The following is a 25,514-nucleotide window of genomic DNA, read 5'->3' on the forward strand; positions in this document are numbered from 1 at the left end:
CTCAGACTAGAAGGCGCTTTTAACCAGTTTGCTGACGACGCCCATATCGGCGCGGCCCTGCACCTGCGGCTTCACCAGAGCCATCACCTTGCCCATGTCTGCCATGCTGCTGGCACCGGTCTCTTTGACCGCGGTGGTGACGATTTCCTGAATCTCGGCTTCAGACAGCTGTTCCGGCAGGAACTCCTGGATCACGTCGATTTCCTGCTGCTCCACCTCGGCAAGCTCCGGGCGGCCGGCTTTCTCGAACTGGGTAATGGAGTCGCGGCGCTGCTTGGTCATCTTGTCCAGTACGGCGAGGATGCGGGCGTCATCCAGCTCGATACGCTCGTCCACTTCCACGCGTTTGATCTCCGCATTGATCAGGCGCAGGGTCGCCAGGCGCGCCTTCTCGCGGGCTTTCATGGCGTCTTTGGTGGCGGTGGCCAGGGTTTCCTTGAGTGTGCTCATGATGTTATCCAGGGTTGTGTCGTCCAGTGTTCTGTCCGCTATAAGAGCGAAATAGCGGTCAATATTGGCGGATCGTCGCAGGGAAGCAAAGCCCGCTGCGGGACAAAATAAAAAACGGCGCGCGAGTTGCCTCGGGCGCCGTTTCAGTTCGCGAACCGGGTTCGCGTCATCCTGCTGTGAGCGAGAGATTAAGCTCGAACTCAGTAGAGACGCTGGAACTTGCGGTTTTCGCGCTGCATTTTCTTGGCGTGACGCTTAACAGCAGCGGCAGCCTTGCGCTTGCGAACGGAAGTGGGCTTTTCGTAAAACTCGCGACGACGTACTTCGGAGAGTACACCGGCTTTTTCACAAGAGCGCTTGAAGCGGCGCAGAGCGATGTCAAAGGGCTCGTTGTCTTTGATGCGTACTGAGGGCATTAGATTACCTGTAAAATTCGTTTCTCTCTGCCAGCGCCCAAGCGTGGGCATCTGGCGTGGCCTGTCCGGCAAATTGCTCTTCTCGCAGATGCAATCCGGAGGCCGGTTCACAGCGAGGGCGCAAATTCTATACAGATGATTTGGCCTTCGCAAGCCTTGCGGCGGTATCCCTGTCCGGGCGAATAACTATAGCGCCTGGCCGGACGTCTGCTGGCCGCGAAGGCCGGCCGCTGACGCATCGGTCAGGCATTTTCGCCCGAGGGCGACCTGCACGGGTGCGCGTAAACTGTGGCAGGCGGCGCACCTCGGCATCCATAGAGAGTATGATAGCGCCCCTTCCAGCCGGATCGCAGCGGTCATTTGTCCGCTCTGTCCCGGCGGTGGGCTGATTGACGAACGTGAAAGAACCTTAAAAAAACCTTGAGAGGGCCTTGAAAGCACCGTGCGAGTACTCGGAATAGAAACTTCCTGTGACGAAACCGGCGTCGCCCTGTACGACAGTGAACAGGGGCTATTGGGTCACACCCTTTACAGTCAGGTAAAACTGCACGCGGACTACGGTGGTGTGGTGCCGGAACTTGCCAGTCGCGATCATGTGCGCAAATTGTTGCCGCTGATTCGCGAAGTGATGGCCCGGAGTAACACCCGTCCGGAAGAGATCGATGGCATCGCCTATACCGCGGGGCCCGGCCTTATCGGGGCTTTAATGGTGGGTGCCTGTGCCGGTCGCGCGCTGGCGTTTGGCTGGAATGTGCCGGCCGTCGGCGTGCACCATATGGAGGGGCATCTATTAGCCCCGATGCTGGAGGAGAACCCGCCCGCCTTCCCGTTTGTGGCCCTGCTGGTTTCCGGCGGTCATACCCAGCTGGTGGATGTGCAGGGGCTCGGTCAGTACGAACTGCTGGGCGAGTCTCTGGACGACGCGGCGGGCGAGGCCTTCGACAAGGCCGCCAAAATGCTTGACCTCGACTACCCCGGTGGCCCGCGCCTCGCCGCGCTCGCGGAGAAGGGGGATCCACTGCGTTTCACCTTTCCGCGCCCCATGACCGATCGACCGGGGCTGGATTTCAGCTTCTCCGGTCTCAAGACATTTACCCTCACCACGGTACAGCAGCACGCGCTGGAAGACGGTCTGCCGGATGAGCAGACCTGCGCGGATATCGCCGCCGCGTTTCAGGAGGCGGTAGTGGACACGCTGGTGATCAAATGTCGCCGGGCCCTCAAGCAGGCCGGGCGTCAGACTCTGGTGATTGCCGGTGGTGTTTCCGCCAATAAATTACTGCGCCAGCGCCTTGAGGCGCGTCTCGCCGAAGATGGCTGCAGCGTCTACTACCCGCGCCAGGAATTCTGCACCGACAACGGTGCCATGATCGCCTACGCCGGTTGTCTGCGTCTGCAGGCGGGGCAGCGTACCGGTCTCGATATCGACGTGCGCCCGCGCTGGCCATTGACCGAACTGACCGGCGCCCTCGGCGCGGAATAAGGAGACCAACTTTGGACATCGTCTATATCCGCGACCTCAAAGTGGACACCATCATCGGTATCTACGACTGGGAGCGCGAAGTGCGCCAGACCGTAAGCCTGGATCTGGAAATGGCGTTCGATATTCGCGAAGCCGCGCGCACAGATAACATTGAGCACACGCTCAACTACAAGGCCGTGGCCAAGCGCCTGATCGCGTTTATCGAGGGCAGCGAATTTCTGCTGGTGGAAACCATGGCGGAGCAGGCGGCAGAGATTGTGCGCAAGGAATTCAACGTGAGCTGGCTGCGCCTTCGCCTGTCCAAGCCCGGTGCGGTGCGCGGTGCGCGCGATGTCGGGGTTCTCATTGAGCGAGGGCAAAAGCAGGCGGGGGAGGTCTGAGATGGCAACGGTCTACCTGAGCCTCGGCAGCAATATTAATCGCGAGAAAAACCTGAGCGCGGGGCTGGATGCGCTGGTCGAGGCATTCGGCGATCTGCGCATGTCGCAGGTGTACGAGAGTGAGGCGGTGGGTTTTGATGGGGACAATTTTTACAATCTTGTCGCCGCCATTGAAACCAGTTTGCCTGTGGGCGAGCTTGCTCTGCTGCTGCGCACGATTGAAGACGCAAACGGTCGATTACGCAGCGGCCCCAAGTTCAGCGCGCGGACGCTGGATATCGATATTCTCACCTACGATGACCTCGCCGGTGAGGTGGATGGCATAAAGCTGCCGCGCGGGGAAATTCTCAAAAACGCGTTTGTTTTGTTGCCGCTGTCTGAGCTTGCTCCGGATCTTGTGCATCCGCTTCAGGGAAAGAGCTATCAGCAGTTGTGGGACGAATACGATCAGGCTTCGCAGAAACTGTGGCCGGTGGAGTTTGATTGGCCCTTGGCTTGAGCCAAGAGGGTAATGTGCTGAAGCGTGATATGGCGGCATCGATACCGGGTATTGCTTTGCGGGGCCGTCTGCAGCCTGGATGGTTGCGGACGTTTAAGCTATACCCGGTAGCGGTGTCGCCATTTGGTTGCCTGCAGCGTTTACCGGGGATGGGGTCGAGCCTTAGCTCAAGCTTGCCAGCGCCTCCTTGGTAAACGGCACAATCTCTTCCTCCCGGCCTTCCTTGACTTTCTGCAACCAGTTAGGGTCCTGCAGAAGCGCGCGTCCCACGGCGATCATGTCGAACTCGTTGTTGTCCATGCGGCGGGCCAGCTCGTCGAGGCCGGTGGGGTTGGCGGTGCCACCCATGCCCTGGTTATTGCCGCCGATAAAATCGTCGTCGAGGCCGACACTGCCGACGGAAATGACCGGTTTACCGGTGAGTTCTTTGGTCCAGCCCGCCAGGTTCATATCGGAACCTTCGAATTCCGGCGTCCAGAAGCGTCTTGTAGACGCGTGGAAAACATCCACGCCTGCATTTACAAGCGGGGTGAGAAAGCGCTGCAGTTCCTCCGGGGAGTGGGCCAGGCGTGCGTCGTAGTCCTGCTGCTTCCACTGCGAGTAGCGCAGCACGATCGCAAAGTCCTCGCCCACGGCATCGCGTACGGCCTCAATAATTTCCACGGCAAAACGCGTACGCTTTTCCAGAGAGCCGCCGTACTCATCGCTGCGCTGATTGGTGCCTTCCCAGAAGAATTGGTCGATCAGGTAGCCGTGGGCGCCATGTAGTTCGACACCGTCAAAGCCCACCTCTTTGGCCGCTTTTGCAGCGTTGGCAAAGGCCTGAATGGTGTTCTGGATATCCTCCCTGGTCATGGCCTGGCCGCTGGGCTTGCCGGGCTTGAACAGGCCAGAGGGAGAGAATCCTGGAAGCGATGTATCCGGGCCGGTGCCTTCCTTGCGTACCGAACCCACGTGCCATAACTGCGGAATGATCCGGCCTCCCGCTGCGTGCACGTCGGCAACAACCTTTCTCCAGCCCGCCAGTGCCTCATCGCCATAGATGGCCGGTACATTTTCGTAACCGTTGGCTGCAGGCTCGACAAATGTGCCCTCGGTAATGATCAGACCAACCTCGCCCTCGGCGCGGCGGCGATAGTAGCCGGCAACCTGGTCATTGGGCACGTAGCCCGGGGAGGCGGTACGCGTCATGGGAGCCATGACTACTCGGTTGCGCAGTTTCAGGGATTTGTGTTCAAGCGGACGTAACAGACTGTCCAGGGTGCCACTCATAGCTGTCTCCCGATATCTGGGGTTCGATGGGCCGGTGCAGCGCTGCGCTGGCGGTCCAAAATAAGGTTGCGTAATGAAACTGGATTTGGTTTCTTAATGCAACCTTTTTCCCGTATACTGCGCCCCATGGCACGAAAACGTTTTGATGATATGGCCTGTTCTGTGGCCTGCGCACTGAATGAAGTCGGTGACTGGTGGTCCCTGCTGGTAATCAAGCAGGCGATGCTGGGCACCCGACGTTTCGTGGATTTTCAGGGGGAGCTGGGGATCGCCAGAAACATCCTTTGTGAGCGTCTGTCCCGCCTGGTGGACAATGGCGTGATGGTGCGCGTGGATGTGGGCGAGCACGGTACCCGGTATGAATACCGACTGACCGACAAGGGGCGGGATCTGTTTCCTGTTGTCGTGGCGCTGCGCCAGTGGAGTGAACGCTGGAGTGGCAACAAGGACGATATGCAGCTGGTGGAGCGCGATAGTGGAAAGCCTGTTGCCCCTGTCGTGGTGCAGGGTGCCCAAGGCTCTGCTTTGAGCGTGCGGGATGTATTGTTTGTAGGTGACGCGGGGCCGCCCCTGGAAAAGTAGACCGGCCCCGGCCGGGATTTAATCCCTGTTCTTCAGTTTGCGCAGCCGCTCTTCGTGTTTGCGCAGCTCTTCTTTGTTTTCCAGAATTTCCTCCATGCTCAAACCTTTCAGTTCATGGGGGAAGACCAGCCATTTGTCGGTTTCGTGCAGGTAGTAGTCCGGCTCGAAATCGGTCTGGTTGCGGCTGGGTTTAAAGTAGGGGCAGGCGATACGGATTTCCGGGGTGTTTTTCTTGCACGCCTTGCGCATATCGCTGATGGCCTGCTGGATGCTGAGGCCGGTGTCGTACACGTCGTCTACGATCAGCATTTTTTCATGGGACTCCACCTGTTTGATCAGATAGGTGAGACCGTGCACTTTCACGTCTTTCTGACGCTGGTCCACACCCGCGTAGGACGATGTGCGGATGGCGATGTGGTCGGCGTGGAAGCCGAGGAAGTCGAACATCTCCTGCACCGCGATACCGATGGGGGCGCCGCCACGCCAGACTCCGACGATGTAGTCGGGGCGGAAGCCGCTCTCCACTACTTTCAGTGCCAGGCTGTAGGAATCATCCAGTAGAGACTGGGCGGAAATGTATTGCTTTTCGCTCACTGCATTACCTCGAGCATTAAAAATCAGATATTCAGACTGCGACCGCCATCCACGGCGATCACCTGGCCAGTAATATATGGGGCGTCCGCTGCCAGAAAACGCACTGTGCGGGCGATGTCCGATGGGTCACCACTGCGCTGCATGGGAATGCGCGCCAGTATCTGCTCCTTGTTATAGCCTTCACTCTCCTGTTCCGGCCACAGAATCGCGCCGGGAGCGACGGCATTGACACGCACCGCCGGTGCCAGCTCCCGCGCCAGGCTTTTGGTCAGCATTACCAGCCCGGCCTTGGCGGCGCAGTAAATGGTGTGCGCGGGCATCGGCTTTTCGGCATGGATATCCGCCAGGTTGACGATGCAGCCGCGGGTTTTGGCCAGCGCAGGCGCCAGAGCCTGACTCAAAAAGAACGGCGCTTTCAGGTTGCTGCCCATCAGCTCGTCCCACTGTTGTTCATCCGCGCTGCCGATGGGGGTGGGAAAGAAGGCGGAGGCGTTATTGATCAGTGCCGAAACTTCGCCGAAATGAGCGAGCGCGGCGTCCGCCAGCTGTCGGCAATCCGCAGCGGATTTCAGATCGCTGTGTACCGCGGCGGCGGAATCCGGGCGCCGATCGTTCAACTCGTCAACCAGTGCCCGCGCCGCCTGCGCGGAGTTGCGATAGTGGATGATGACCCGGTGATCCAGATGTAGTTCTTCGGCGATCGCGCGCCCCAGGCGGGCGGCGGCGCCGGTAATCAGGGCTGTGGCCATGGCGATGTCCGTAAAGAAGGTGGTGGCGCTGATCTGGTGGGACTGAACAGGTGCATTGCGCGTCAGGACCGACCGGGCGAACCATAGGTTTTCTTGAACTCAGTGAGGGCGTTCAGACGCGCACGATCCAGGGCCTTGCCCAGTTCGGCACCTTCAAAGCCCTGGGCAATCAGGGATTGCGGATCCACGCCGGCGGCGGCCTCGCGGGCGGTGCGCAGGTAATCTACCTGCGGGTATTCGCGGTCTTCCAGGCCCAGGCGACCGCGGGCATCAGCTTCACAGCTCTGCAGAAACTGTTCAAAACGCTCCGGTCTGCGCAGCGCGTCGAGGGCGCGCAGCAGTTTGAGGATGGTCTGTGGGCGCAGCTCAAATGCTTTATGGCAGTGCAGATGATATTCGCACACCCCGAGCGCGAGTGCGGTGATCGGGTTGGGCACTCGCAGCCGCTGGCACACATCGCTTACCAGCGGCAGGCCAGCGGCCTCGTGGCCGCGATGACTGGGCAGTACGTGTTGCGGGGTAATACCTTTGCCCAAATCGTGGACCAGTACCGCGAAGCGCACCGGCAGATCCGCCGGCGCCTGGCGCAGGGCGCGCAGTATGTGATCGCCGGTGTCGATTTCCGGGTGGTGTAATGCGGGCTGAGGTACGCCGAACAAGCGGTCGACTTCCGGTAGCAACACCTTGAGCGCACCGCAGTCCCGCAGGACCTGAATGAAAATATCCGGTCGCGGTTCGATGAGCGCCCGGCTCACTTCTTTCCATACCCGCTCCGGCACGAGATGTTCGACTTCCCCTGCATCCACCATGCCCTTCATCAGCGTCATAGTTTCATCAGCTACGGAAAAACCCAGCGGGGCATAGCGTGCGGCGAAACGCGCTACCCGCAGAATACGCAGAGGATCTTCGCTGAAAGCGGGGGAAACATGGCGCAGTTTGCGCGCGCGGATATCCGCCCGGCCGTTGTAGGGGTCTATGACCTGGCCGTCCTCGGTTTCCGCCATGGCGTTGACGGTGAGGTCGCGGCGCAGCAGGTCCTGCTCAAGAGTGACTTCCGGGCTGGCGTAGACGGTAAAGCCGCCGTAGCCGTGGCCGCTTTTACGCTCGGTGCGGGCCAGCGCGTACTCCTCTCCACTGTCCGGGTGCAGGAAAACCGGGAAGTCCTTACCCACCGGACGGAAGCCGCGTTCCAGCATTGCAGATTCTGTGGCGCCGACGACGACCCAGTCCCGCTCGCTGACCGGGCGTTGAAGCAGCTTGTCGCGCACGGCGCCACCCACCAGATAGATTTTCACAGCGGCACACTCTGGGCGCTGCTGCCGGTCGTGGAAGAGAGAAGGAGGGGGGCAGGAAATGCCATAAATGCCGTCACTCCCGACAAAACGTCGCGCTTGTCAGGTAAATACTAGGGGATTAGGGGGCGGGAAGATAAAAAAAAGGCCCCGAAAATACAAGGGGGCCCAGGGTCTTAGGGTATTCATGAAGAGAGAGAAACCCAACAAGCTCGTGTGCATCAACTTCACGCTTTTTCCGGTAGATGGTTACAGATATCTACAGGTTCAGGGTAGATAGCACCTGTTGGCGATGGTTGAATGACCTATCACAACATGTTGTCCATTCTAATTAACCTGTCTTAGCTGTCAACCATGGCTATCAAACTTTTATTGAGGGATGTGTCGGTTGGTTCGTTAAATATATATAGGCATAGAATTAACACCTGCTTATTTGGTTTAATTCAGCATAATTAATAAGTAAATGCGCGATTCGTGGGGGATAGTAATAAAATGAGCGAAGTGCATGTTCTAACAACCGGAGAGGCTGCTCGGTACTGCGGAGTGAATTTCCGCACGGTCATCCGCTGGATTGAGCGCGGCCAACTGAAGGCGTACAAGCTTCCGGGGCGTGGCGACCATCGCATCTGCGTGGAAGACTTCGTGGGTTTCCTGCGCGATAACGCCATGCCGGTACCTGCGGAGCTCGGTAGTACCAGGCGCAAGATTCTGCTGGTTGCCAGCTCGCCGGAACTCTCCGCGGGTCGCCAGGTGCTGCAGCAGGCCGGGTGCGAAGTAGATGTTGCTGGCGACAGTTTCAGTGCCGGTGCACTGCTTGCCACCGCCAAGCCCACCATGCTGGTGCTCGACACCAATCTGGACGGGATAAATGGTTTTCAGGTGCTGGACACTATCCGCTCCCGCGCCGAATTCTCTTCCGTGAGTGTGTTGCTGATTGCGCCGCAGGGAGAAACCAACCAGCAGCGTTGGCTTGATGCCGGTGCCGATGCCGTGGTGGCGGCGAGCTGCGATCGCAATGAATTGGTTGGAAGGGTCAACCTCCTGCTGGATGCCTGAGCGGCTTCCTGGGCCGAACGCTGACGATTTGCTGTTCGCTGGGACGCCCAGGTTGATGATCAAATCGGCTTGGGTACCAGCATGGACTCCTCTTCTTCCGATCTGTCTCTGCCCTGTTCCGGGCAGTGGAAGCTCGCGGTAACTTCATCGCCGTTCAGGCTGTGCAGATGCACGTTGAATCCCCACAACCGGTGCAGATGTTTCAAGACCTCGCCGGTTTCCTTGCCCAGTGGCCGGCGCTGGTGTTGCGTGTGATGCAGGGTTATAGAGCGGTCGCCGCGGGTATTGACCGAGTACACCTGGATATTCGGCTCACGGTTGCCCAGATTGTACTGCCCTGCCAGTTTAGCGCGTAGTTCCCGATAGCCGTCTTCGTTGTGGATGGCGTTCACCAGAATCTCTTTTTCCCGGTCGTCATCGGTGATGCAGAACAGTTTCATATCCCGCATTACCTTGGGCGAAAGGAACTGCAGGATAAAACTTTCATCCTTGAAATCCCGCATGGCGAATTGCAGGGTTTCCTTCCAGTTGCTGCCGGCAATGTCCGGGAACCAGGCTCTGTCCTCCTCCGTCGGATTTTCGCAGATTCGGCGTAAATCCGTAAAAATATTGAACCCCAGTGCGTAGGGGTTAATGCCGTTGTAGTAGGGGCTGTCGTAAGGTGGCTGATAAATGACGCTGGTATGGCTTTGCAGGAATTCCAGCATAAACCCATCGGTGACTTTACCGCGCCGATACAGTTCGTTCAGTAAGGTGTAGTGCCAGAAGGTGGCCCACCCTTCGTTCATCACCTGAGTCTGGCGCTGTGGGTAAAAATATTGCGCCATCTTGCGCACGATGCGTACCAGTTCGCGTTGCCAGTTTTCCAGGAGAGGCGCATTTTTTTCAATGAAATACAGCAGGTTTTCCTGCGGCTCTTCCGGGAAGCGGTGTGTGGGAAGCTGCTCCTCCGCACCTCCGAGTTTGGGGATGGTGCGCCAAAGATCATTCAATTGCCGTTGGCGATATTCCTCGCGCTCCTTCTGACGGCGCTCTTCTTCATGAGCGGAAATCGGATAGGGACGTTTGTAGCGATCGACACCATAGTTCATTAATGCGTGGCAGCTGTCCAACAGGGATTCCACTTCATCGACGCCGTAGCGTTCTTCGCAGCGGGCGATATAGTTTTTCGCGAACAGCAGGTAGTCGATGATACTGCTGGCATCGGTCCAGGTGCGGAAAAGATAATTGCCTTTGAAGAAGGAGTTGTGCCCGTAGCAGGCATGGGCAATTACCAGTGCCTGCATCGTCATGGTGTTTTCTTCCATGAGATAGGCAATGCACGGATTGGAATTGATGACAATTTCGTAGGCCAGCCCCATACGTCCGCGCTGGTAATTGTTTTCCACGCTGATGAACTGTTTGCCAAAAGACCAATGGTTGTAACCCACTGGCATGCCTACCGACGAATAGGCATCCATCATCTGCTCGGAACAGATAATCTCTATCTGGTTGGGATAGGTATCGAGGCCAAACTCCTTGGCCAGCAGCGCAATTTCGCGGTCGTACTCCTGCACGAGTTCGAAGGTCCACTCGGAGGTAGTGGAAATGGGCTGCTTGTTCTCGGTTACGGTATCTAGCATCAGGCGGCCACCTTCTGGCTGAACAATTGGCGGAAGACCGGATAGATATCCTTCACGTCGATGATCTGCTCCATTGCAAAGTGTTCGGGGAATGCCTGCGCTACGCTCTGGTACTCATCCCAAAGCGCCTGGTGATCGCGTGGGGTGATTTCTACATAGGAGTAGTACTGCACATGGGGCATGATGTCGTCGATCAGAATCTTATGGCAGGTGCTGGAGTCGTCATTCCAGTTGTCGCCATCGGAAGCCTGGGCACCGTAGATGTTCCACTCACTGGCCGGGTAGCGATCGCGCATGATGTCGCGCATCATTTTCAGCGCGCTGGAAACAATGGTGCCTCCGGTTTCCCGGGAATAGAAAAATTCCTGTTCATCCACTTCCTTCGCGCTGGTGTGATGGCGGATGAACACGACTTCCGTATATTCATAGCTGCGCTGTAAAAACAGATACAGCAGCAGGAAGAACCGTTTGGCCATATCCTTGGTGGCCTGGTTCATGGAGCCGGAAACATCCATCAGGCAGAACATGACGGCTTTCGAGCGCGGCCGAGGCTGCTTTATCAGCAGGTTGTACTTGAGATCGAAGTCGTCGAGGAACGGAATTCGGTTCACGCGGCCGTGCAGTTCTTCGATTTTCAGGCGCAGTTCGTCCAGTTTGCGCTGGTCTTTCAGCGCCGGATCCTTGCCTTCCTCGAGTTCCAGTTCCTGCTCCAAGAGCTTCAGGTTGCGGCGCTTGCCGCCGCTCAGGGCAATACGACGCGCGTTGGCGGCGCGCATGGAGCGCACCACATTCAGGCGGCCGGGTGAACCCTCGTTGCAGATGCCGGCGCGCACCACCTGGAAGGATTCATTGCCGGCAAGTTTGCGCTTGACCATGTTCGGCAGTTCCAGTCCCTCGAACATGAAGTCGAGGAATTCCTCCTGGGAAATCTGGAACACAAATTCGTCGATGCCTTCGCCACTGTCGCTGGCGCCGCCACCCGCGCCGCCCTGACCTGCACCCTGTCCGGGGCGGGGAATGCGGTCACCGGTGATGAATTCCTTGTTGCCGGGCAACACCTGTTCCATGTGGCCGCCGCGGCCATGAGAGAAAATGGGTTCGTTGAGATCGCGGGTGGGAATACTGATCTTTTCGCCTTTATCCATATCGGTAATGGACCGGCTGTTCATGGCTTCGCCGACGGCTTTCTTGATATGGGCTTTATAGCGCCGCAAAAAACGCTGACGGTTTACGGTGCTTTTCTTCTTGCCATTCAGGCGACGGTCGATGATGTAGCTCATAGTACTGCCTTAGACCTGTTTGGTTATAAGGTCGTTATGTGGCGGCCCTGATGCCGGGGGCAGCTTGTGAGGCACGCCGTGAACCCATCCCTGGGGGCTCGGCTGCGGCCATCCAGGCCGCAGACGGTCTCACAAACTGCCCCCGGCATCAGGGCCTTCGCATTTAACTTCTTCTCTTTTTCCTGAATTCGTAGACCAAGAATCAGTTTCCGGAGAAGTTCGGGGCGATGTTGGCGGATGCGAAGGTGGAGGTGCCGATAAGGTTTTGCGAGACTGTCCGTCGGAGGGGCCCGACGGACAAGCCCCCATGGATGGGTTCACGGCGTGTCTCGCAAAACCTTATCGGCACCTGCGCCGCCACTAAATATCGCCGGAACCACCTGATTGAGTTACTGAGACTTGCGTACCCGCAGATACCACTCGGAAAGCAGTCGCACCTGCTTCTCGGTATAGCCGCGCTCCACCATCCGCGCCACAAAGTCCGCGTGTTTCTTCTGGTCGTCTGCGGACGCCTTGGTATTGAAGGAAATTACCGGCAGCAGGTCCTCGGTGTTGGAGAACATCTTCTTCTCGATCACCGCGCGCAGCTTCTCGTAAGAGCGCCAGTCGGGATTCTTGCCTTGATTGCCCGCGCGGGCGCGCAACACGAAATTGACGATCTCGTTGCGGAAATCTTTCGGGTTGGAAATGCCCGCGGGTTTCTCGGTTTTTTCCAGCTCCTCGTTCAGCGCCGCGCGGTCGAGAATCTCGCCAGTTTCCGGATCGCGGTACTCCTGATCCTGAATCCAGAAGTCCGCATAAGTCACATAGCGGTCGAACAGGTTCTGACCGTACTCGGCATAAGACTCCAGATACGCGGTCTGGATTTCCTTGCCGATGAACTCCACATAACGCGGCGCAAGGTATTCCTTGATAAAACCCAGGTAATTTTCCTGCTGCTCCGGTGGGAACTGCTCCTGCTCGATCTGCTGCTCCAGCACATACAGCAGGTGCACCGGGTTGGCCGCCACTTCGGTAGCATCGAAGTTGAATACCTTGGACAGGATTTTGAAGGCGAAGCGGGTCGACAGGCCGTTCATACCTTCATCGACACCGGCGTTGTCGCGGTATTCCTGAATGGTTTTCGCTTTCGGATCCGTGTCTTTCAGATTTTCGCCGTCGTATACGCGCATCTTGGAAAACACGCTGGAATTATCCGGGTTCTTGACCCGGGAAAGCACCGAGAACTGTGCCAGCATGCGCAGGGTGTCTGGCGCGCAGGGGGCTTTCGCCAGTGAGCTGTGTTCCAGCAGTTTGTCGTAAATCTTGATTTCTTCCTTAACCCGCAGGCAATAGGGCACCTTGACGATATAGATTCGGTCGAGGAACGCTTCATTGTTGCGGTTATTGCGGAAGGACTGCCATTCGGATTCGTTGGAGTGGGCGAGGATTACACCGTTAAAGGGGATGGCGCCGAGCCCCTCGGTACTGTTGTAGTTGCCTTCCTGGGTGGCGGTCAGCAGTGGGTGCAATACCTTGATCGGCGCCTTGAACATCTCCACGAATTCCATCAGCCCCTGGTTGGAGCGGCACAGACTGCCGGAGAAACTGTAGGCATCGGGATCATTCTGGGGAAAATCTTCCAGCTTGCGGATATCCACCTTGCCTACCAGGGAGGAAATGTCCTGGTTGTTTTCGTCGCCGGGCTCGGTCTTTGCAATCGCAATCTGGTCGAGAATGGATGGGCGTATTTTCACCACCTTGAACTTGCTGATGTCACCCTTGTATTCGTGCAGGCGCTTCACCGCCCAGGGAGACATGATGGTGCTGACGTAGCGGCGAGGAATACCGTAGTCCTCTTCCAGTATCTGGCCATCTTCATCCGGTGAGAACAGGGCCAGGGGCGATTCAAATACAGGTGAGCCTTTGATCGCGTAAATCGGAATCTGCTCCATCAACGCCTTCAGACGCTCCGCCAGCGAGGACTTGCCGCCACCCACCGGGCCGAGCAAATACAGGATTTGCTTCTTCTCTTCCAGACCCTGGGCCGCATGGCGGAAGAAGGACACGATCTGCTCGATGGCCTCCTCCATTCCGTAGAATTCGCTGAATGCCTTGTAGCGCTTGATGACCTTGTTGGAAAAGATGCGCGACAGCCGTGGATCGCGGGAAGTGTCGACCAGTTCGGCTTCGCCGATGGCCATCAACATACGCTCCGCGGGAGAGGCATAGGCGCTGCGGTCGTTTTTACACAGCTCCAGGTACTCCTGGATGGTGAGTTCTTCCTCCTGGATCGACTCGTAGCGTTCCAGGTAGTGATTGAATATCGACATGGTGTACGACTCCCTGTAGCGTACCGCGTCAGTTGCAGGCCTCCTGCCGTGGAGTGCCGACTGCGCTGCAGCGTGTGATGACCGCGAAAACATCCCGCAACGAATGCTGAAGAGCGCTGACGCGCGAGAACGCTATCTTTATTGCCTATTGAGTGCGCGACGATGCTGCTGTCGCAACAGGGGGACTGCTCCCCGCACTTTCAGGATAGTCAGCGCTGTGGCGTTCAACGGCAGATAGATTAAAGATGGGTAGAAACTGGCGTCAGTTTTGCGAAGGGCGCATACCGCGTAAACTACGTCCCACATCTGCATGGCACACCGCCCGCTAGCGGCACTTGCGGTGCATACGCGACGTATAAATGGATAACTAAGGAAGATCATGAAGGTTCTGGTCACCGGAGGCGCCGGCTATATCGGCAGTCATACCTGCGTGGAACTGCTGGAAGCCGGCATTGAGCCGGTGGTGGTGGACAATCTGTGTAACAGCAGTAAGGAAGCGCTGGCTCGTGTAGAGTCAATCACCGGTAAGTCGATACATTTTCACGAGGTGGATATCCGCGATGCGGAAGGGCTGCGGGAAATTTTCCGCAATCACGCCGTTTCCGCCGTAATCCATTTTGCTGGATTGAAGGCCGTTGGGGAGTCTGTGTCCCAGCCCCTGCGTTATTACCAGAACAATGTTGCCGGTACGCTGACCCTGTGCGAGGTAATGCAGGAGTTTGGTGTAAACCAGTTGATCTTCAGCTCCTCGGCCACGGTCTACGGCGACCCCGCCAGCGTTCCCATCCGCGAGGACTTCCCCACCGGTGCCACCAACCCCTATGGTGCGAGTAAATTGATGGTGGAAGACATCTTGCGAGATCTGTGCAGCGCGCCGGGGAATACCTGGAAAGTCAGTCTGTTGCGCTATTTTAATCCCATTGGTGCCCACAAGAGCGGACGTATCGGAGAGGACCCCGCGGGAATACCCAACAACCTGTTGCCCTATGTGGCCCAAGTGGCGGTAGGCCGCCTGCCGCAGTTACAGGTATTTGGTAACGACTACCCCACCCCGGATGGCACTGGTGTGCGGGATTATATTCACGTGGTGGATCTGGCCCGCGGTCATCTGGCGGCGTTAAACAAGCTGCAGAGCACTGGCACCGACGCGGGCTGTTACACCTACAACCTGGGTACCGGTCGTGGTAGTTCGGTACTGGAAATCGTGCGCGCCTTCGCCGAGGTGTCAGACCGTGAAATCCCTTACCAGATCGTGCCGCGTCGTCCGGGCGACATCGCCGAGTGCTATGCCGACCCCACATACGCCCAGCGGGAGTTGGATTGGAAGGCGGAATACGACCTGAAGCGAATGGTGGAAGATACCTGGCGCTGGCAGTCGCAGAATCCACGGGGATATGTTTCGGACAACTGAAGCCCGAACTCTCGCTGCTAATTAAGAGGCCGCACCTCGAAGTAAGAAGTGCGGCTTTTTATTGCCTGTAATCCGGTGTGGTGCGCCTGCGATTGAATGGCGCAATTATTGAATTCTGTTTTGCGTTGACGCTGGGTTTTTGCCCACGAGAAGAGTGCTGCTGTGTTGCTGCACCTGTGCAATAACCTGACGGCAGCGGTTGTGATGGTTTACCCGGGAATGCTTCGAGTCCTGCGACCCCGCGGGTCTTATGTGGCCCGCCGGAAGTCGGGATACGTGATTGTGCGGCGAATTTAAAAGGCGCAGTCCGCGCAGAAGAATTCCTCATCCTCCAACCGCATCGCGGTGAGATAACCACCCCACACACATCCCGTGTCCAGCGCGTACACGTTCTTGGTATTCGCTTCTCCCTCCAGCGCCGCCCAGTGACCGAAAATGATCCGGTCGTTTTTTGTTTTGCGATCCTTGAAACTGAACCACGGCTTGTAGTCGTGGTGTGCGGCCAGGGGGCCCTGTTTGGTGATGAGGTCCAGAGTGCCGTCGGCTTTGCAAAAACGCATGCGGGTAAAGTAATTGGTGATGGAGCGCAGACGCTCAACGCCGATCAGGTGGTCGCTCCACAGGTGCGGCTCGTTGCCGTACATGCCGTAGAAATAGGCTTTGGTCATCGCCGGGTCGCGCAGGGCGCGATGCACTTCACTCGCCAGTTCCAGCGCCCGGCTCATGCTCCACATGGGCGGGATACCGGCATGCACCATGGAGAAATATTTGTCGGCGACTTTCTTGTGCACCATCAGCGGCTGGTCCTGTAGCCAGCCCAGTAACGTATCCGCGTCTTTTGCGCGCAGCACTTCGGCGAGGTCGTGCTCCTTGTCGGTGAGGCGCTTGGCGCCGTGGGCGATGGCCAGCAGATGCAGGTCGTGATTGCCGAGCACCGCGGTGATCTGGTGGCGGAGCTGGTAAAGAAGACGCAGGGTACCGAGGCTGTCAGGACCGCGGTGGACCATGTCACCGGCGAGCCACAGTCTGTCTCTGTCCGGATTGAAGCGGATTTTCTTCAGTAGTCTTTCGAAGGGCTCCAGGCAGCCCTGGATATCACCGATTGCGTATGTTGCCAAAACCTGCCCCGCTTACTGCGCTTGATCCGGTGATGGAGTGAGCTTGCCGCAGAATTCCGCCAGCTCCACATACTCCTTCACGCTCAGGGTTTCCGGGCGGCGGCTTGCATCCACCGGCAACTGCTCCGGGTCCAGCTCCGGGAACAGGGGCTTCAGCGCGTTGCGCAGGGTTTTGCGGCGCTGCTGAAAGGCGACACTGACGATGCGCTCCAGCAGGGCTTCATCGCTTGCGGGGTGCGGCAGCGTCTGGTGCGGGATGAGGCGCACGATGGCGGAGTCCACCTTGGGGGCCGGGCGGAACGACTGCGGTGGCACCGGGAACAGTCCCTGTACGCGGCAATGGTACTGGGTCATCACGCTCAGGCGACCGTAGGACTTGGCACCGGGTACCGCGCTCAGACGGTCCACCACTTCTTTCTGCAGCATGAAGTGCATGTCCTTCACCTTGCCGCGGAAACTCAGCAAATGGAACAGCAGCGGCGTGGAAATGTTGTAGGGGAGGTTGCCGACAATGCGCAGTTGCTCACTTTCACCCTGGGCGAGGCTGCCGAAATCGAATTTCAGAGCGTCCTTTTCGATGATGGTGAAGTCGGGGAAATCGCGGAACTTGAACTGGAGCATCGGGATCAGGTCGCGGTCCAGTTCCACCGCGGTGAGCGACGGGCACTTGTCCAGCAGCAGCGCGGTGATGGCGCCCTGGCCGGGGCCGATTTCCACCAGCTTGTCGGTGTCCTTGGGGCCGATGGCGCGCACGATGCGCTCGATGATGTTCTCATCGACGAGGAAATTCTGGCCGAAGCGCTTGCGCGCCTTGTGTTGGAAAAAATTGTCCATGAAAAAAATCGTGTGAGTAATAGGTTGGGGCGCCGGTTACAGCTGGCGCAGCTGGACCAGTTCGATGGCCTGGCTCAGGGCGGCGATCAGGCTGCCGGTATCGGCGATGCCCTGACCGGCAATATTGAGTGCGGTGCCGTGATCCACCGAGGTGCGGATAAACGGCAGCCCCAGCGTGATATTGATGGCGCGCCCGAAACCCTTGAATTTTAACACCGGCAGCCCCTGGTCGTGGTACATGGCAAGGACTGCGTCACAGCGCGCCAGTTGCGGTGGGGTGAACAGGGTATCGGCGGGCAGCGGGCCAATGAGATCGAGGCCCAGTGCGCGCAGGGCATTCAGCGCCGGTTCGATGACTTCGATTTCCTCGCGCCCCAGATGCCCGCCTTCGCCGGCATGGGGGTTGAGACCGCACACACCGATGCGCGGACGCTCGATGCGGAACTGCTGTTGCAGGCTGCGGTTGAGGATGGTCAGTACCTGCTGCAGCGCGTCGCCGTTGATGGCGCTGCTTACCTCTTTCAGAGGCAAATGGGTGGTGGCCAGCGCTACCCGCAGGTCGTCGGCGGCGAGCATCATCACCACCTTCTCTACGCCCGCCTGTTCGGCGAAATACTCCGTGTGTCCGCTGAACGGAATACCCGCGTCATTGATGACACCCTTGTGCACCGGGCCGGTAACAATGGCATCGAACGCGCGATGCTTGCAGCCATCGGCGGCAAGTCTCAGAGTCTCCAGCACATAGGGGCCGTTAGCTGGGCAGAGATGTCCAGGACTGGCAGGCTCCGTGAGTGCGACCGGCAAAATGTGCAGGCTGTCGGCGGGTGTGGCCTCGGCGGGCTGGTCGGGCTGAAATGGCAGCAGCCGCAGTGTCTTGCCCTGGCGCGCGGCTTCCTGCCGCAACAGCTCGGGATCGGCGATGGCGATGATCTGTGCGGCGGCGATATCCGGTGCGCGTCTGGAACTCGCCAGTTTGATGGCGAGCTCCGGGCCTATCCCGGCGGGTTCGCCGGGAGTGAGTGCAATTCGGGGAATCATCGCGGTTAGGATGGGCCTTGAATGACTGGGGCGGTTATTGGCCTTCAACGTTTCTCGGCTGGGATTCGCCGGGTTGCGGCTGATCTGTCAGCTCGGGAAGTTTGATTTCCACATAGGCCTGGTCACGGATTTCCTGACGCCAGTTTTGCAGTTCTTCCTCGTAGCGGCGGTTGCGCAGCAGATTGGCGGCCTGGTTGCGGATGTACTGTTCGGTCATATCCTGCTGGCGGCGGCCCTCGACCTGCAATATGTGCCAGCCGAACTGGCTGCGGAAGGGCATGCTGATCTCACCCACCGGGGTGTTGTTCATGGCCTGGGTGAATTCCGGTACAAACTGTCCGGGGTTGGACCAGCCCAGATCACCGCCCTGCAGCATGGTGCCGATGTCCTCGGAGTTTTCCTTGGCGGCGTCTTCAAACTTGAGCTCGCCGGCCTCGATCTTGCTGCGCAGATCTGTCAGCAGGTTATAGGCGGCGTCATCGTCGCGGATCGCGGAGGTCTTCACCAGAATGTGACGTACCTTGGTCTGCTCGACCACCTGTTCGGTAGAACCGCGCTGTTCGTGAATTTTCAGCAGGTGGAAACCCGCGTCGCTGCGGAAGGGCTTGGTGGTCTCACCGACTTTGAGTCCATCGAGAGCATCGGAGAACAGGGTGGGCAGCTCCACGGTTTTACGCCAGCCCAGATCGCCGCCCTGGAGGGCGTTCTGGCCCGCGGAGTTGGAAATGGCCAAAGCGCGGAAGTCTTCGCCTTTGCTGGCTTTGTCATACACCGCATCCGCCTTGGCGCGGGCCGCGGCGACTTCCTCCGCCGGGGCGCTGGAGCCCACAGGAATGAGGATATGCCCCAGCTGATATTGCGGGGACTTCCAGAATTCACCCTCCTTGGAGCGCAGGAAGTTGTTGATGTCCTGATCGGTAATCTGGATACGGCGCGCCACGCTGCCCTGTTCCACACGGCGGATGATCAGCTCCTGGCGGATCTGCTGGCGGAAGGCATTGTTGGATATGCCGTCCGCCTCCAGCTTCCGCTGAAACTCCGCCGGAGACATGTTCATGTTCTGCTGGACCCGGGCAATGGCCTGGTCCAGTTCTTCCTCCGGGATGGTGACACCGGCGCGGGCGCCCATCTGCAACTGCAGGCGCTCGATGATCAACTGCTCCAGTACCTGGCGGCGCAGAATATCAATGGGTGGGGCCTGCACGTTCTGGGCGGCGATCTGCTGGGTAATGGTGTTCATACGCTGCTGCAGCTCACTGGCCATGACCACGTCGTCATCGACGACCGCCACTACTCGATCGAGCTTTTGCACCTGCGCCTGAGCGGGCAGGGCGAGGGCGCAACAGGCGCACAGGGCGGCGACGGCGAGCGCGCCGCGACGGGGGAAGTTGAACATCTGCATTATTGTCATCACTGTTTCAGTACTTCTCTCTGGTCAAAGTTGGCGATGCCCTGGCTGAGCATACGGGTCACCGAGCCGCCGATACCGGCGAGGCCCTTCAGCTGCAGTTCAATATAGATGCCTTCGTCAAACTGCAGCTCTTCCGGTGGCACCACGTCCGCCAGGTCGTTATCCAGCTCGCGGCGCCACAGCAGCCGGGTGCGATAACAGCACGTGTCGTATTCGAGTCCCGCCAGGTATTCCAGTTCCCGGTCGAAGGTGAAATCGTAAGCGGCCGCGGCCAGGATGGACAGCCGATCGTTGATGGGCCAGGCGGTGGATACATCCGCCTGCTTCACCGGTCCCTGCACCAGATAGGAGTCGGTGGAGTCGTAAACTTCTTCCTTGCGCAGGTAGCGATAACCCACATTGAGCAGGCGGAAATCACTGTCCAGGTAGCGCAGGGTCACGTTGCCGCGGTTAATGGTGTGGTCCGTGTCATGGTAGATCACTTCACTACTGATCCGCAGGGCGTCTGTGGGGCGGCTCTCGAGGCGCGCGGCGAACTCGGAGCGCGGTACTTCCTCGATGAACTCCCGCAACTCGATACGGCTGCTTTCCGAGTAGAAAATCTGTCCGGCACTGGCGGAGAACAGATCGCGCCCGCTGCGCGGGTCGATAAAACGGGTGGTGAGGCCGAGAGCCGCGCGATCGGCATCGTCGATACGATCGTGGCCATTGAAGCGGCTGTCGCGGAATAACTGGTCGTAACTGAAGGTGAACAGCGAGGTGTCGTACAGCAGGTCGTTGCCGCCGTCGTCGCCCTTGGTACTCACGTTCAGGAAATCGCTCTGGTCGGCGTTGCTGCTCGCCATCAGGAACAGGCGCGGCTCCAGAGTCTGGATGTACTCACGCTGCAACAGGTTACCGTAGCGCTCGAAAAACAGTCCGCTGTCGATGGTGAGCTGACCCGCGGACGTTTCCGGCGTGTTGTGGGCCGGGTCGGCAAGGAAGGTCTCGGCGAGGTCATAGCCGAGGTAGATACCGGTCACTTTCGGGTTGAGGAAGCCCCACAGCCACTGTTTGTCCCAGCCAAAACTGTATTCCACATAGGTGCGTGTGGCATTGACGAAATTCCGCGTCAACGAGGTTTCACTGTCGGGGTCGTCCACATTGGCAATAAAACGGACGGTCTGGGTGTCCGCATGGTCGAAACTGGTGATCTCGTGATCCATCAGCAACTGCCAGTCATTCCACTTGTAGTTGCCGTTCAGGTTGACCCGGGGCAGCTGGCTGTAGGTATCGAATGCATCCTTGACCAGCTGCTGGTATTCCTGGGCGCGGATACCCGCGAACCAGTGCTCGCTGGTGAGGCTGGCCTCCGCGGACTGGTTGAGCGCGGTGAGCGTACGGGGGTTGGTGATCTGCGGGGTTTCCAGCTCGGCGTTGTCCAGATCGCGGAAATAGTCCGCGTCGCTGACCTTGGTGTAATTGATGCGCGTACGCCACAAGCCGCCATTGCCGCCCTGCTGATCCAGGTTTACAAACCAGCGATCCTCTCCCTTGGCGGGCAGCACCAGATCCTCCGGGAAGCCCTCATTGATCAGACGCTGCGCATCGTCGTCGTTACCCCCCTTGTCATTGGGCAGATCGGCCATGCGCAGTTCGGTATTGAACCACGGGCTCAGGTGGCGGGTTTCAAGTTCCAGCCCGGTGCCGCGGTACTGCACATAGCGGGGGATGATGGTGGCGTCCAGCTGCGGGGCGATGTTCCAGTAGTAGGGCACGGCGATATCCCAGCCATTCTCATCGCTGTTGCTGATGCTGGGAAACAGGAAGCCGGACATGCGCTCGCTGCCCACCGGGAAGCGCAGGTAGGGGAAATAGAACACCGGGACATCGGCGATTTCCAGGCGCACATTGCGCGCGGTTCCCTGGCGCTCCACATTGTCGATAGTGATCTCGCCACCGCTCATGCGCCAGAAAACGTCGTCTGGTTCGCAGCGGGTGTAACTGCCATCGGTGAGAATCAGCTCGCCACTGGCCTCGCGCGAGGCGAAGCGGGCGGAGCCGTGTACGAACTCGTCGTGCACCACATAGGTGGCGTCTTCGATGGATGCCGCTTTGCTGTCGGTGTGTACCTCTGCCGCCTTGCCCCGCACCAGCAGGCTGGGTTCGCGCATTTCGATGGCGCCGCTCAGGTAGGCCGTGCTCTCTTCCCGGTTCACGTCCACCTGATCGGCAAACAGCTGGCGGTAACCCTGGGTAATGTGCACATTACCACGCAGCTGTGCCGTGCCGTCTTCCAGCCAGTTGGAACTGTCCGCGGTAGCGCGCAGGGGGGCCTCTTCCGGCAGCAGATTGGCATTGGGATAGGTGCGCGGAGGCTCGATGAAGGTGCCGCCGCATACCGGGGCCAGCAGACTGCGCTCGACGGGATCCAGCTGGTTCTTTGGAAACCAGTCGAGGTAGAGGTAGGGATTTGCTTCCGGCTGTGCCGCCGGAGGGGTTCCGGGTTGGGCACCGGTGGCCGTGTCCGCAATCGCGGGCAGCGTCCACAGGGGCTGGGCCGCGAGCAGGCCCAATGCGAGAGAGCGCGGGCGTGATAATTGTCCAATGGCCAGCGCAAGGTGGCGCCAGCGGGAAGCTTCCAGCATCGAGTGAATGGTTCCGGCTATCTTTAGAGTCTGTTCCGTTGGCGAGTGCGCGCGATCCGGGGTGGTTGCGGAGCCCGTCCGCCAGGGTTTATTCCGCCAGTGTGGAAGTGCTGAGAGGTCAGCGCTTGTGACAAAGACTGGAAATGGCAGGGGCGCTGGCAGGCTGGCGCGCAAAAATCAGCGGTCGATTCTACTTGAATGGCCGTAACCATGGAAACAATAGCGGGTGATCCGCATCGCCAGCGCCGTTACAATGCGCAGTTTTCAGGCGCTCGCAAAGTGATCTCTCCGAATCAGCAGTATCGACCAGAGCAGGTGGCGGATGAATGAATGTGTAACCCAGGCCCCGGATGAGCGTCGCGAAGCGCTGCGCCAGTGGGCCGCTCGTGCCCTCCAGTCCGGGCATGAAGTACTGGATGTGCCGCCGCTTGAGCACAGCCTGAATCTGAAGTCGCTGTCCGGGGACGCCGGTTTCCGCCGCTATTTCCGCACCGATACCACGCCGGCACTGATTGCGGTGGATTCTCCTCCGAGCAAAACCAACATCAACCGCTTTGTTGCACTCGCTGACTATCTGCGGCGGAACGGTGTTCACACCCCGCTGGTGATCGCCGCGGACGTCGAGCACGGCTTTATGCTGCTGGAGGACCTGGGTGACATTCAGCTCCTGCGAATGCTCAATTCTGACAGCGTCGCCGGCCTCTACGCGGAAGTCATCAATGAGCTGCTTTGCCTGCAGCAGATCCCGCGTGCCGAAGGGCTGTTCCCGCCCTACAACCGTGAACTGCTGCACATGGAGATGTCGTTGCTGCCGGAATGGCTGATCGGCAAACTACTGGGGCGGGAGCTGAGTGCCGACGAGCACCATCTGCTGGAGCGCACCTTCGCCCACCTGCTCGACAGTGCCAGCAGTCAGCCGCAGGTACTGGTGCACCGGGACTATCACAGTCGCAATCTGATGATGCGCAGCGGCGAGCGCCCCGGCGTGGTCGACTTCCAGGACGCTGTGTGGGGACCGGTCACCTACGATCTCGTCTCCCTGCTGAGGGACTGCTACATCCGTTGGCCGCGGGAACAGGTGGAAAACTGGGCGCTTGCCTACGCCTCCTCCGCCATGGACGCCGGCATCATCCCGGAAGTCGATCCCAAAACCTTCCTGCGCTGGTTTGACTGGATCGGATTACAGCGCCACTTCAAAGTCCTCGGTCTTTTTCCGCGCCTGTACCTGCGCGATGGCAAGCACGGCTACCTGCCGGATCTGCCCCTGGTGATCCGCTATACCCTGGAAGTCAGTGAGCGATACCCGGAAACCCGGCCCTTCGCCGACTGGTTCCGCACCGAAATCCTGCCGCTGATCGAGCAGCAGGACTGGTACCGCGATTACCGCACCGCTGGCGAACGTCACCCCGCGGAAACCGAAGTCGTCCGATAAGACCAACATGACACACAAACTTACATCGGCCCCCACCGCCATGGTACTCGCCGCCGGATTTGGCAAGCGCATGCGCCCGCTCACCGACCGCATGCCCAAACCATTGATCCCGGTGCTCGGCAAGCCCCTGATCGAATACACCCTCGAGCGTCTCTCGGCGGCCGGTGTCGAGCGGGTTGTCATCAACCTCGCGCACCTCGGCGGCCAGATCCGCGACCATCTCGGCGGCGGCGAGCGCTTTGGGCTTGAAATTCGCTACTCCGAGGAAAGCGAACCGCTGGAAACTGCAGGCGGCATCACCAAGGCTCTGCCGTTGCTGGGGGAAGGGCCATTTCTGGTGGCCAACGGCGACGTCTGGTGCGACTTCGATTTTTCCAGCTGGCTTTGCAACCCGTTGCCGCAAAACTGCCCGGGGCGCCTGCTGATGGTGCCGAACCCACCGCATAATCCTGAAGGTGACTTTGGTATAGACAATGGCCTGCTCTCCGGCACCACCAAACCGCGCTACACCTTTGCCGGCATCAGCTACCTGAAACCGGAAATACTGACAGGCTACCCCAATGCGCGCGAGCGCTATGGCCTCGGCGAAGTCTTCGCCCACAACGAAGACCTGATGCAGGCGGAAGTGTATGAGGGCGACTGGTGTGATGTGGGTACCCCGGAAAGATTGAATAATCTGGAAGAAAGGCTGCGGGCTGAATAGCCTCAATCATCCACGAAGCACAGAAATTCAAATTGAAGGTCGGGTGCTGGGTGGCGCTTTTCAGGATCGTCGCAAACAGGATGTTTGCGCCGAAGCTCCCAGGGATGGGTTTACAGCGGTCCTGAAAAGCGCCACCCAGCGCCCGACCGCCACCGGACTCCACCAAAACGAGAAGCTCCGGAATCAGGCAAAAACCAAAGCACCGAGACGAGAACATGCCGGACTACAAAATTGCACCCTCCATCCTCTCCGCCGACTTCGCCCGATTGGGGGAAGAAGTCGACAACGTCCTCGCCGCTGGCGCCGATTGGGTGCACTTCGACGTAATGGACAACCACTACGTCCCCAACCTCACCATCGGCCCCATGGTCTGCAAGGCGCTCCGCAACCACGGCGTCACCGCCCCCATCGACGTCCACCTGATGGTCGAACCCGTCGACGACATGATCCGTATGTTCGCCGACGCCGGCGCCACCTACATCACCTTCCACCCGGAAGCCAGCCGACACGTCGACCGCTCCCTGCAGCTGATCCAGTCACTCGGCTGCAAAGCAGGCCTCGTATTCAATCCCGCCTCCAGCCTCGACGCGGCGAAATACGTACTGGATAAACTCGATATGATCCTGCTCATGTCCGTAAACCCCGGCTTCGGCGGCCAGAAATTCATCCCCGCCACCCTCGGCAAGCTCACCGAAGCGCGCAAACTCATAGACGACTCCGGCCTCGACATCCGCCTCGAAATCGATGGTGGCGTGACCAAGGACAATATCCGCGAAATCGCCAAGGCGGGTGCGGACAGCTTCGTCGCTGGTTCCGCGATCTTCAATGCCGCTGACTACGCCGAAGTGGTCAAGGCCATGCGGGCGGAACTGGCGCAGGTCTGAGGTTCTTGAGAAGTGGCGCCCCGGCGCCACTCTCCCTCATTCGGTCATTCGGTCACAAAGGACCGCAAA

At 59.0% G+C, this 25,514-nt stretch carries 23 protein-coding genes; 9 read left to right on the forward strand and 14 right to left on the reverse strand.

Annotation, left to right across the window (positions count from 1 at the left end; translation table 11 throughout):
- Window positions 1–6 precede the first annotated feature (6 nt).
- Complete coding sequence (locus C3938_RS09590) at window positions 7–450, reverse strand: GatB/YqeY domain-containing protein (protein WP_105102913.1); 444 nt, start codon at window positions 448–450, stop codon at window positions 7–9.
- A 200-nt stretch (window positions 451–650) separates the two neighbouring features.
- A complete protein-coding gene (gene rpsU, locus C3938_RS09595) occupies window positions 651–866 on the reverse strand; it encodes a 30S ribosomal protein S21 (RefSeq protein ID WP_010133379.1) in 216 nt (71 codons plus the stop codon).
- A gap of 442 nt (window positions 867–1,308) precedes the next feature.
- Here rpsU and tsaD point away from each other — a divergent pair, with 442 nt between their 5' ends.
- Genes tsaD through folK form a run of 3 tightly spaced genes read left to right on the forward strand, consistent with a single transcriptional unit; the run spans window position 1,309 to window position 3,228 of the window.
- On the forward strand, window positions 1,309–2,349 hold the full coding sequence (gene tsaD / locus C3938_RS09600) for a tRNA (adenosine(37)-N6)-threonylcarbamoyltransferase complex transferase subunit TsaD (RefSeq protein ID WP_105102914.1): 1,041 nt from the start codon (window positions 1,309–1,311) through the stop codon (window positions 2,347–2,349).
- A gap of 11 nt (window positions 2,350–2,360) precedes the next feature.
- On the forward strand, window positions 2,361–2,729 hold the full coding sequence (gene folB, locus C3938_RS09605) for a dihydroneopterin aldolase (protein ID WP_105102915.1): 369 nt from the start codon (window positions 2,361–2,363) through the stop codon (window positions 2,727–2,729).
- Window position 2,730: 1 nt separating this feature from the next.
- Window positions 2,731–3,228: a 2-amino-4-hydroxy-6-hydroxymethyldihydropteridine diphosphokinase gene (gene folK, locus C3938_RS09610; RefSeq protein WP_105102916.1), complete on the forward strand. Its 498-nt coding sequence runs from the start codon at window positions 2,731–2,733 to the stop codon at window positions 3,226–3,228.
- Window positions 3,229–3,390: 162 nt separating this feature from the next.
- Here folK and C3938_RS09615 read toward each other — a convergent pair whose 3' ends face one another.
- Window positions 3,391–4,500 carry an NADH:flavin oxidoreductase gene (locus C3938_RS09615; RefSeq protein ID WP_105102917.1) on the reverse strand — a complete coding sequence of 370 codons (1,110 nt, stop codon included), beginning with the start codon at window positions 4,498–4,500 and terminating at the stop codon, window positions 3,391–3,393.
- A gap of 126 nt (window positions 4,501–4,626) precedes the next feature.
- Between C3938_RS09615 and C3938_RS09620 the strand changes: the two genes are divergently transcribed.
- A complete protein-coding gene (locus C3938_RS09620; protein WP_105103315.1) occupies window positions 4,627–5,082 on the forward strand; it encodes a winged helix-turn-helix transcriptional regulator in 456 nt (151 codons plus the stop codon).
- An 18-nt stretch (window positions 5,083–5,100) separates the two neighbouring features.
- On the opposite strand, the gene C3938_RS09625 is transcribed toward C3938_RS09620, so the two are convergent.
- The 3 genes from C3938_RS09625 to C3938_RS09635 form a co-directional block, all read right to left on the reverse strand.
- Window positions 5,101–5,676 carry a phosphoribosyltransferase gene (locus C3938_RS09625; protein ID WP_105102918.1) on the reverse strand — a complete coding sequence of 192 codons (576 nt, stop codon included), beginning with the start codon at window positions 5,674–5,676 and terminating at the stop codon, window positions 5,101–5,103.
- A 23-nt stretch (window positions 5,677–5,699) separates the two neighbouring features.
- Window positions 5,700–6,425: a pteridine reductase gene (locus tag C3938_RS09630; protein ID WP_105102919.1), complete on the reverse strand. Its 726-nt coding sequence runs from the start codon at window positions 6,423–6,425 to the stop codon at window positions 5,700–5,702.
- 62 nt (window positions 6,426–6,487) lie between these two features.
- On the reverse strand, window positions 6,488–7,720 hold the full coding sequence (locus C3938_RS09635) for a multifunctional CCA addition/repair protein (protein WP_105102920.1): 1,233 nt from the start codon (window positions 7,718–7,720) through the stop codon (window positions 6,488–6,490).
- 489 nt (window positions 7,721–8,209) lie between these two features.
- On the opposite strand from C3938_RS09635, the gene C3938_RS09640 reads away from it, so the two are divergent.
- Window positions 8,210–8,773, forward strand: a complete 564-nt coding sequence (locus C3938_RS09640) for a response regulator (RefSeq protein WP_105102921.1) — start codon at window positions 8,210–8,212, stop codon at window positions 8,771–8,773.
- A 59-nt stretch (window positions 8,774–8,832) separates the two neighbouring features.
- On the opposite strand, the gene C3938_RS09645 is transcribed toward C3938_RS09640, so the two are convergent.
- The 3 genes from C3938_RS09645 to C3938_RS09655 form a co-directional block, all read right to left on the reverse strand.
- Complete coding sequence (locus C3938_RS09645) at window positions 8,833–10,395, reverse strand: SpoVR family protein (RefSeq protein WP_105102922.1); 1,563 nt, start codon at window positions 10,393–10,395, stop codon at window positions 8,833–8,835.
- The gene (locus C3938_RS09650) at window positions 10,395–11,675 is read right to left on the reverse strand and encodes a YeaH/YhbH family protein (protein WP_105102923.1); all 1,281 of its coding nucleotides are present in this window, start codon (window positions 11,673–11,675) and stop codon (window positions 10,395–10,397) included. Before C3938_RS09650 ends, C3938_RS09645 begins: the two co-directional genes overlap by 1 nt.
- Before the next feature lie 389 nt (window positions 11,676–12,064).
- Entirely contained in the window at window positions 12,065–13,987 is a 1,923-nt protein-coding gene (locus tag C3938_RS09655; RefSeq protein ID WP_105102924.1) for a PrkA family serine protein kinase, read from the reverse strand.
- 379 nt (window positions 13,988–14,366) lie between these two features.
- Between C3938_RS09655 and galE the strand changes: the two genes are divergently transcribed.
- Complete coding sequence (gene galE, locus C3938_RS09660) at window positions 14,367–15,398, forward strand: UDP-glucose 4-epimerase GalE (RefSeq protein WP_105102925.1); 1,032 nt, start codon at window positions 14,367–14,369, stop codon at window positions 15,396–15,398.
- A gap of 293 nt (window positions 15,399–15,691) precedes the next feature.
- Here the strand turns inward: galE and C3938_RS09665 are convergent, their stop codons facing one another.
- Genes C3938_RS09665 through C3938_RS09685 form a run of 5 tightly spaced genes read right to left on the reverse strand, consistent with a single transcriptional unit; the run spans window position 15,692 to window position 22,426 of the window.
- Window positions 15,692–16,516, reverse strand: a complete 825-nt coding sequence (locus C3938_RS09665) for a symmetrical bis(5'-nucleosyl)-tetraphosphatase (protein ID WP_105102926.1) — start codon at window positions 16,514–16,516, stop codon at window positions 15,692–15,694.
- Between the two features lie 12 nt (window positions 16,517–16,528).
- Window positions 16,529–17,350 (reverse strand): 16S rRNA (adenine(1518)-N(6)/adenine(1519)-N(6))-dimethyltransferase RsmA, encoded by an 822-nt coding sequence (gene rsmA, locus C3938_RS09670; protein ID WP_105102927.1) that lies wholly within the window; start codon window positions 17,348–17,350, stop codon window positions 16,529–16,531.
- A gap of 36 nt (window positions 17,351–17,386) precedes the next feature.
- Window positions 17,387–18,388 (reverse strand): 4-hydroxythreonine-4-phosphate dehydrogenase PdxA, encoded by a 1,002-nt coding sequence (gene pdxA, locus C3938_RS09675; RefSeq protein ID WP_105102928.1) that lies wholly within the window; start codon window positions 18,386–18,388, stop codon window positions 17,387–17,389.
- 34 nt (window positions 18,389–18,422) lie between these two features.
- Window positions 18,423–19,799: a peptidylprolyl isomerase gene (locus C3938_RS09680; protein WP_105102929.1), complete on the reverse strand. Its 1,377-nt coding sequence runs from the start codon at window positions 19,797–19,799 to the stop codon at window positions 18,423–18,425.
- The gene (locus C3938_RS09685; protein WP_105102930.1) at window positions 19,799–22,426 is read right to left on the reverse strand and encodes an LPS-assembly protein LptD; all 2,628 of its coding nucleotides are present in this window, start codon (window positions 22,424–22,426) and stop codon (window positions 19,799–19,801) included. Before C3938_RS09685 ends, C3938_RS09680 begins: the two co-directional genes overlap by 1 nt.
- A gap of 322 nt (window positions 22,427–22,748) precedes the next feature.
- On the opposite strand from C3938_RS09685, the gene C3938_RS09690 reads away from it, so the two are divergent.
- From C3938_RS09690 to rpe, 3 genes are all read left to right on the forward strand, one after another.
- Window positions 22,749–23,858, forward strand: a complete 1,110-nt coding sequence (locus tag C3938_RS09690) for an aminoglycoside phosphotransferase family protein (protein ID WP_105102931.1) — start codon at window positions 22,749–22,751, stop codon at window positions 23,856–23,858.
- A gap of 7 nt (window positions 23,859–23,865) precedes the next feature.
- Complete coding sequence (murU, locus tag C3938_RS09695; protein ID WP_233998750.1) at window positions 23,866–24,561, forward strand: N-acetylmuramate alpha-1-phosphate uridylyltransferase MurU; 696 nt, start codon at window positions 23,866–23,868, stop codon at window positions 24,559–24,561.
- 215 nt (window positions 24,562–24,776) lie between these two features.
- The gene (gene rpe, locus C3938_RS09700; protein WP_105102932.1) at window positions 24,777–25,445 is read left to right on the forward strand and encodes a ribulose-phosphate 3-epimerase; all 669 of its coding nucleotides are present in this window, start codon (window positions 24,777–24,779) and stop codon (window positions 25,443–25,445) included.
- The last annotated feature ends 69 nt before the right edge of the window (window positions 25,446–25,514 follow it).

Origin of the sequence: Microbulbifer pacificus (assembly GCF_002959965.1) — a bacterium.
Lineage (GTDB): Bacteria > Pseudomonadota > Gammaproteobacteria > Pseudomonadales > Cellvibrionaceae > Microbulbifer > Microbulbifer pacificus_A.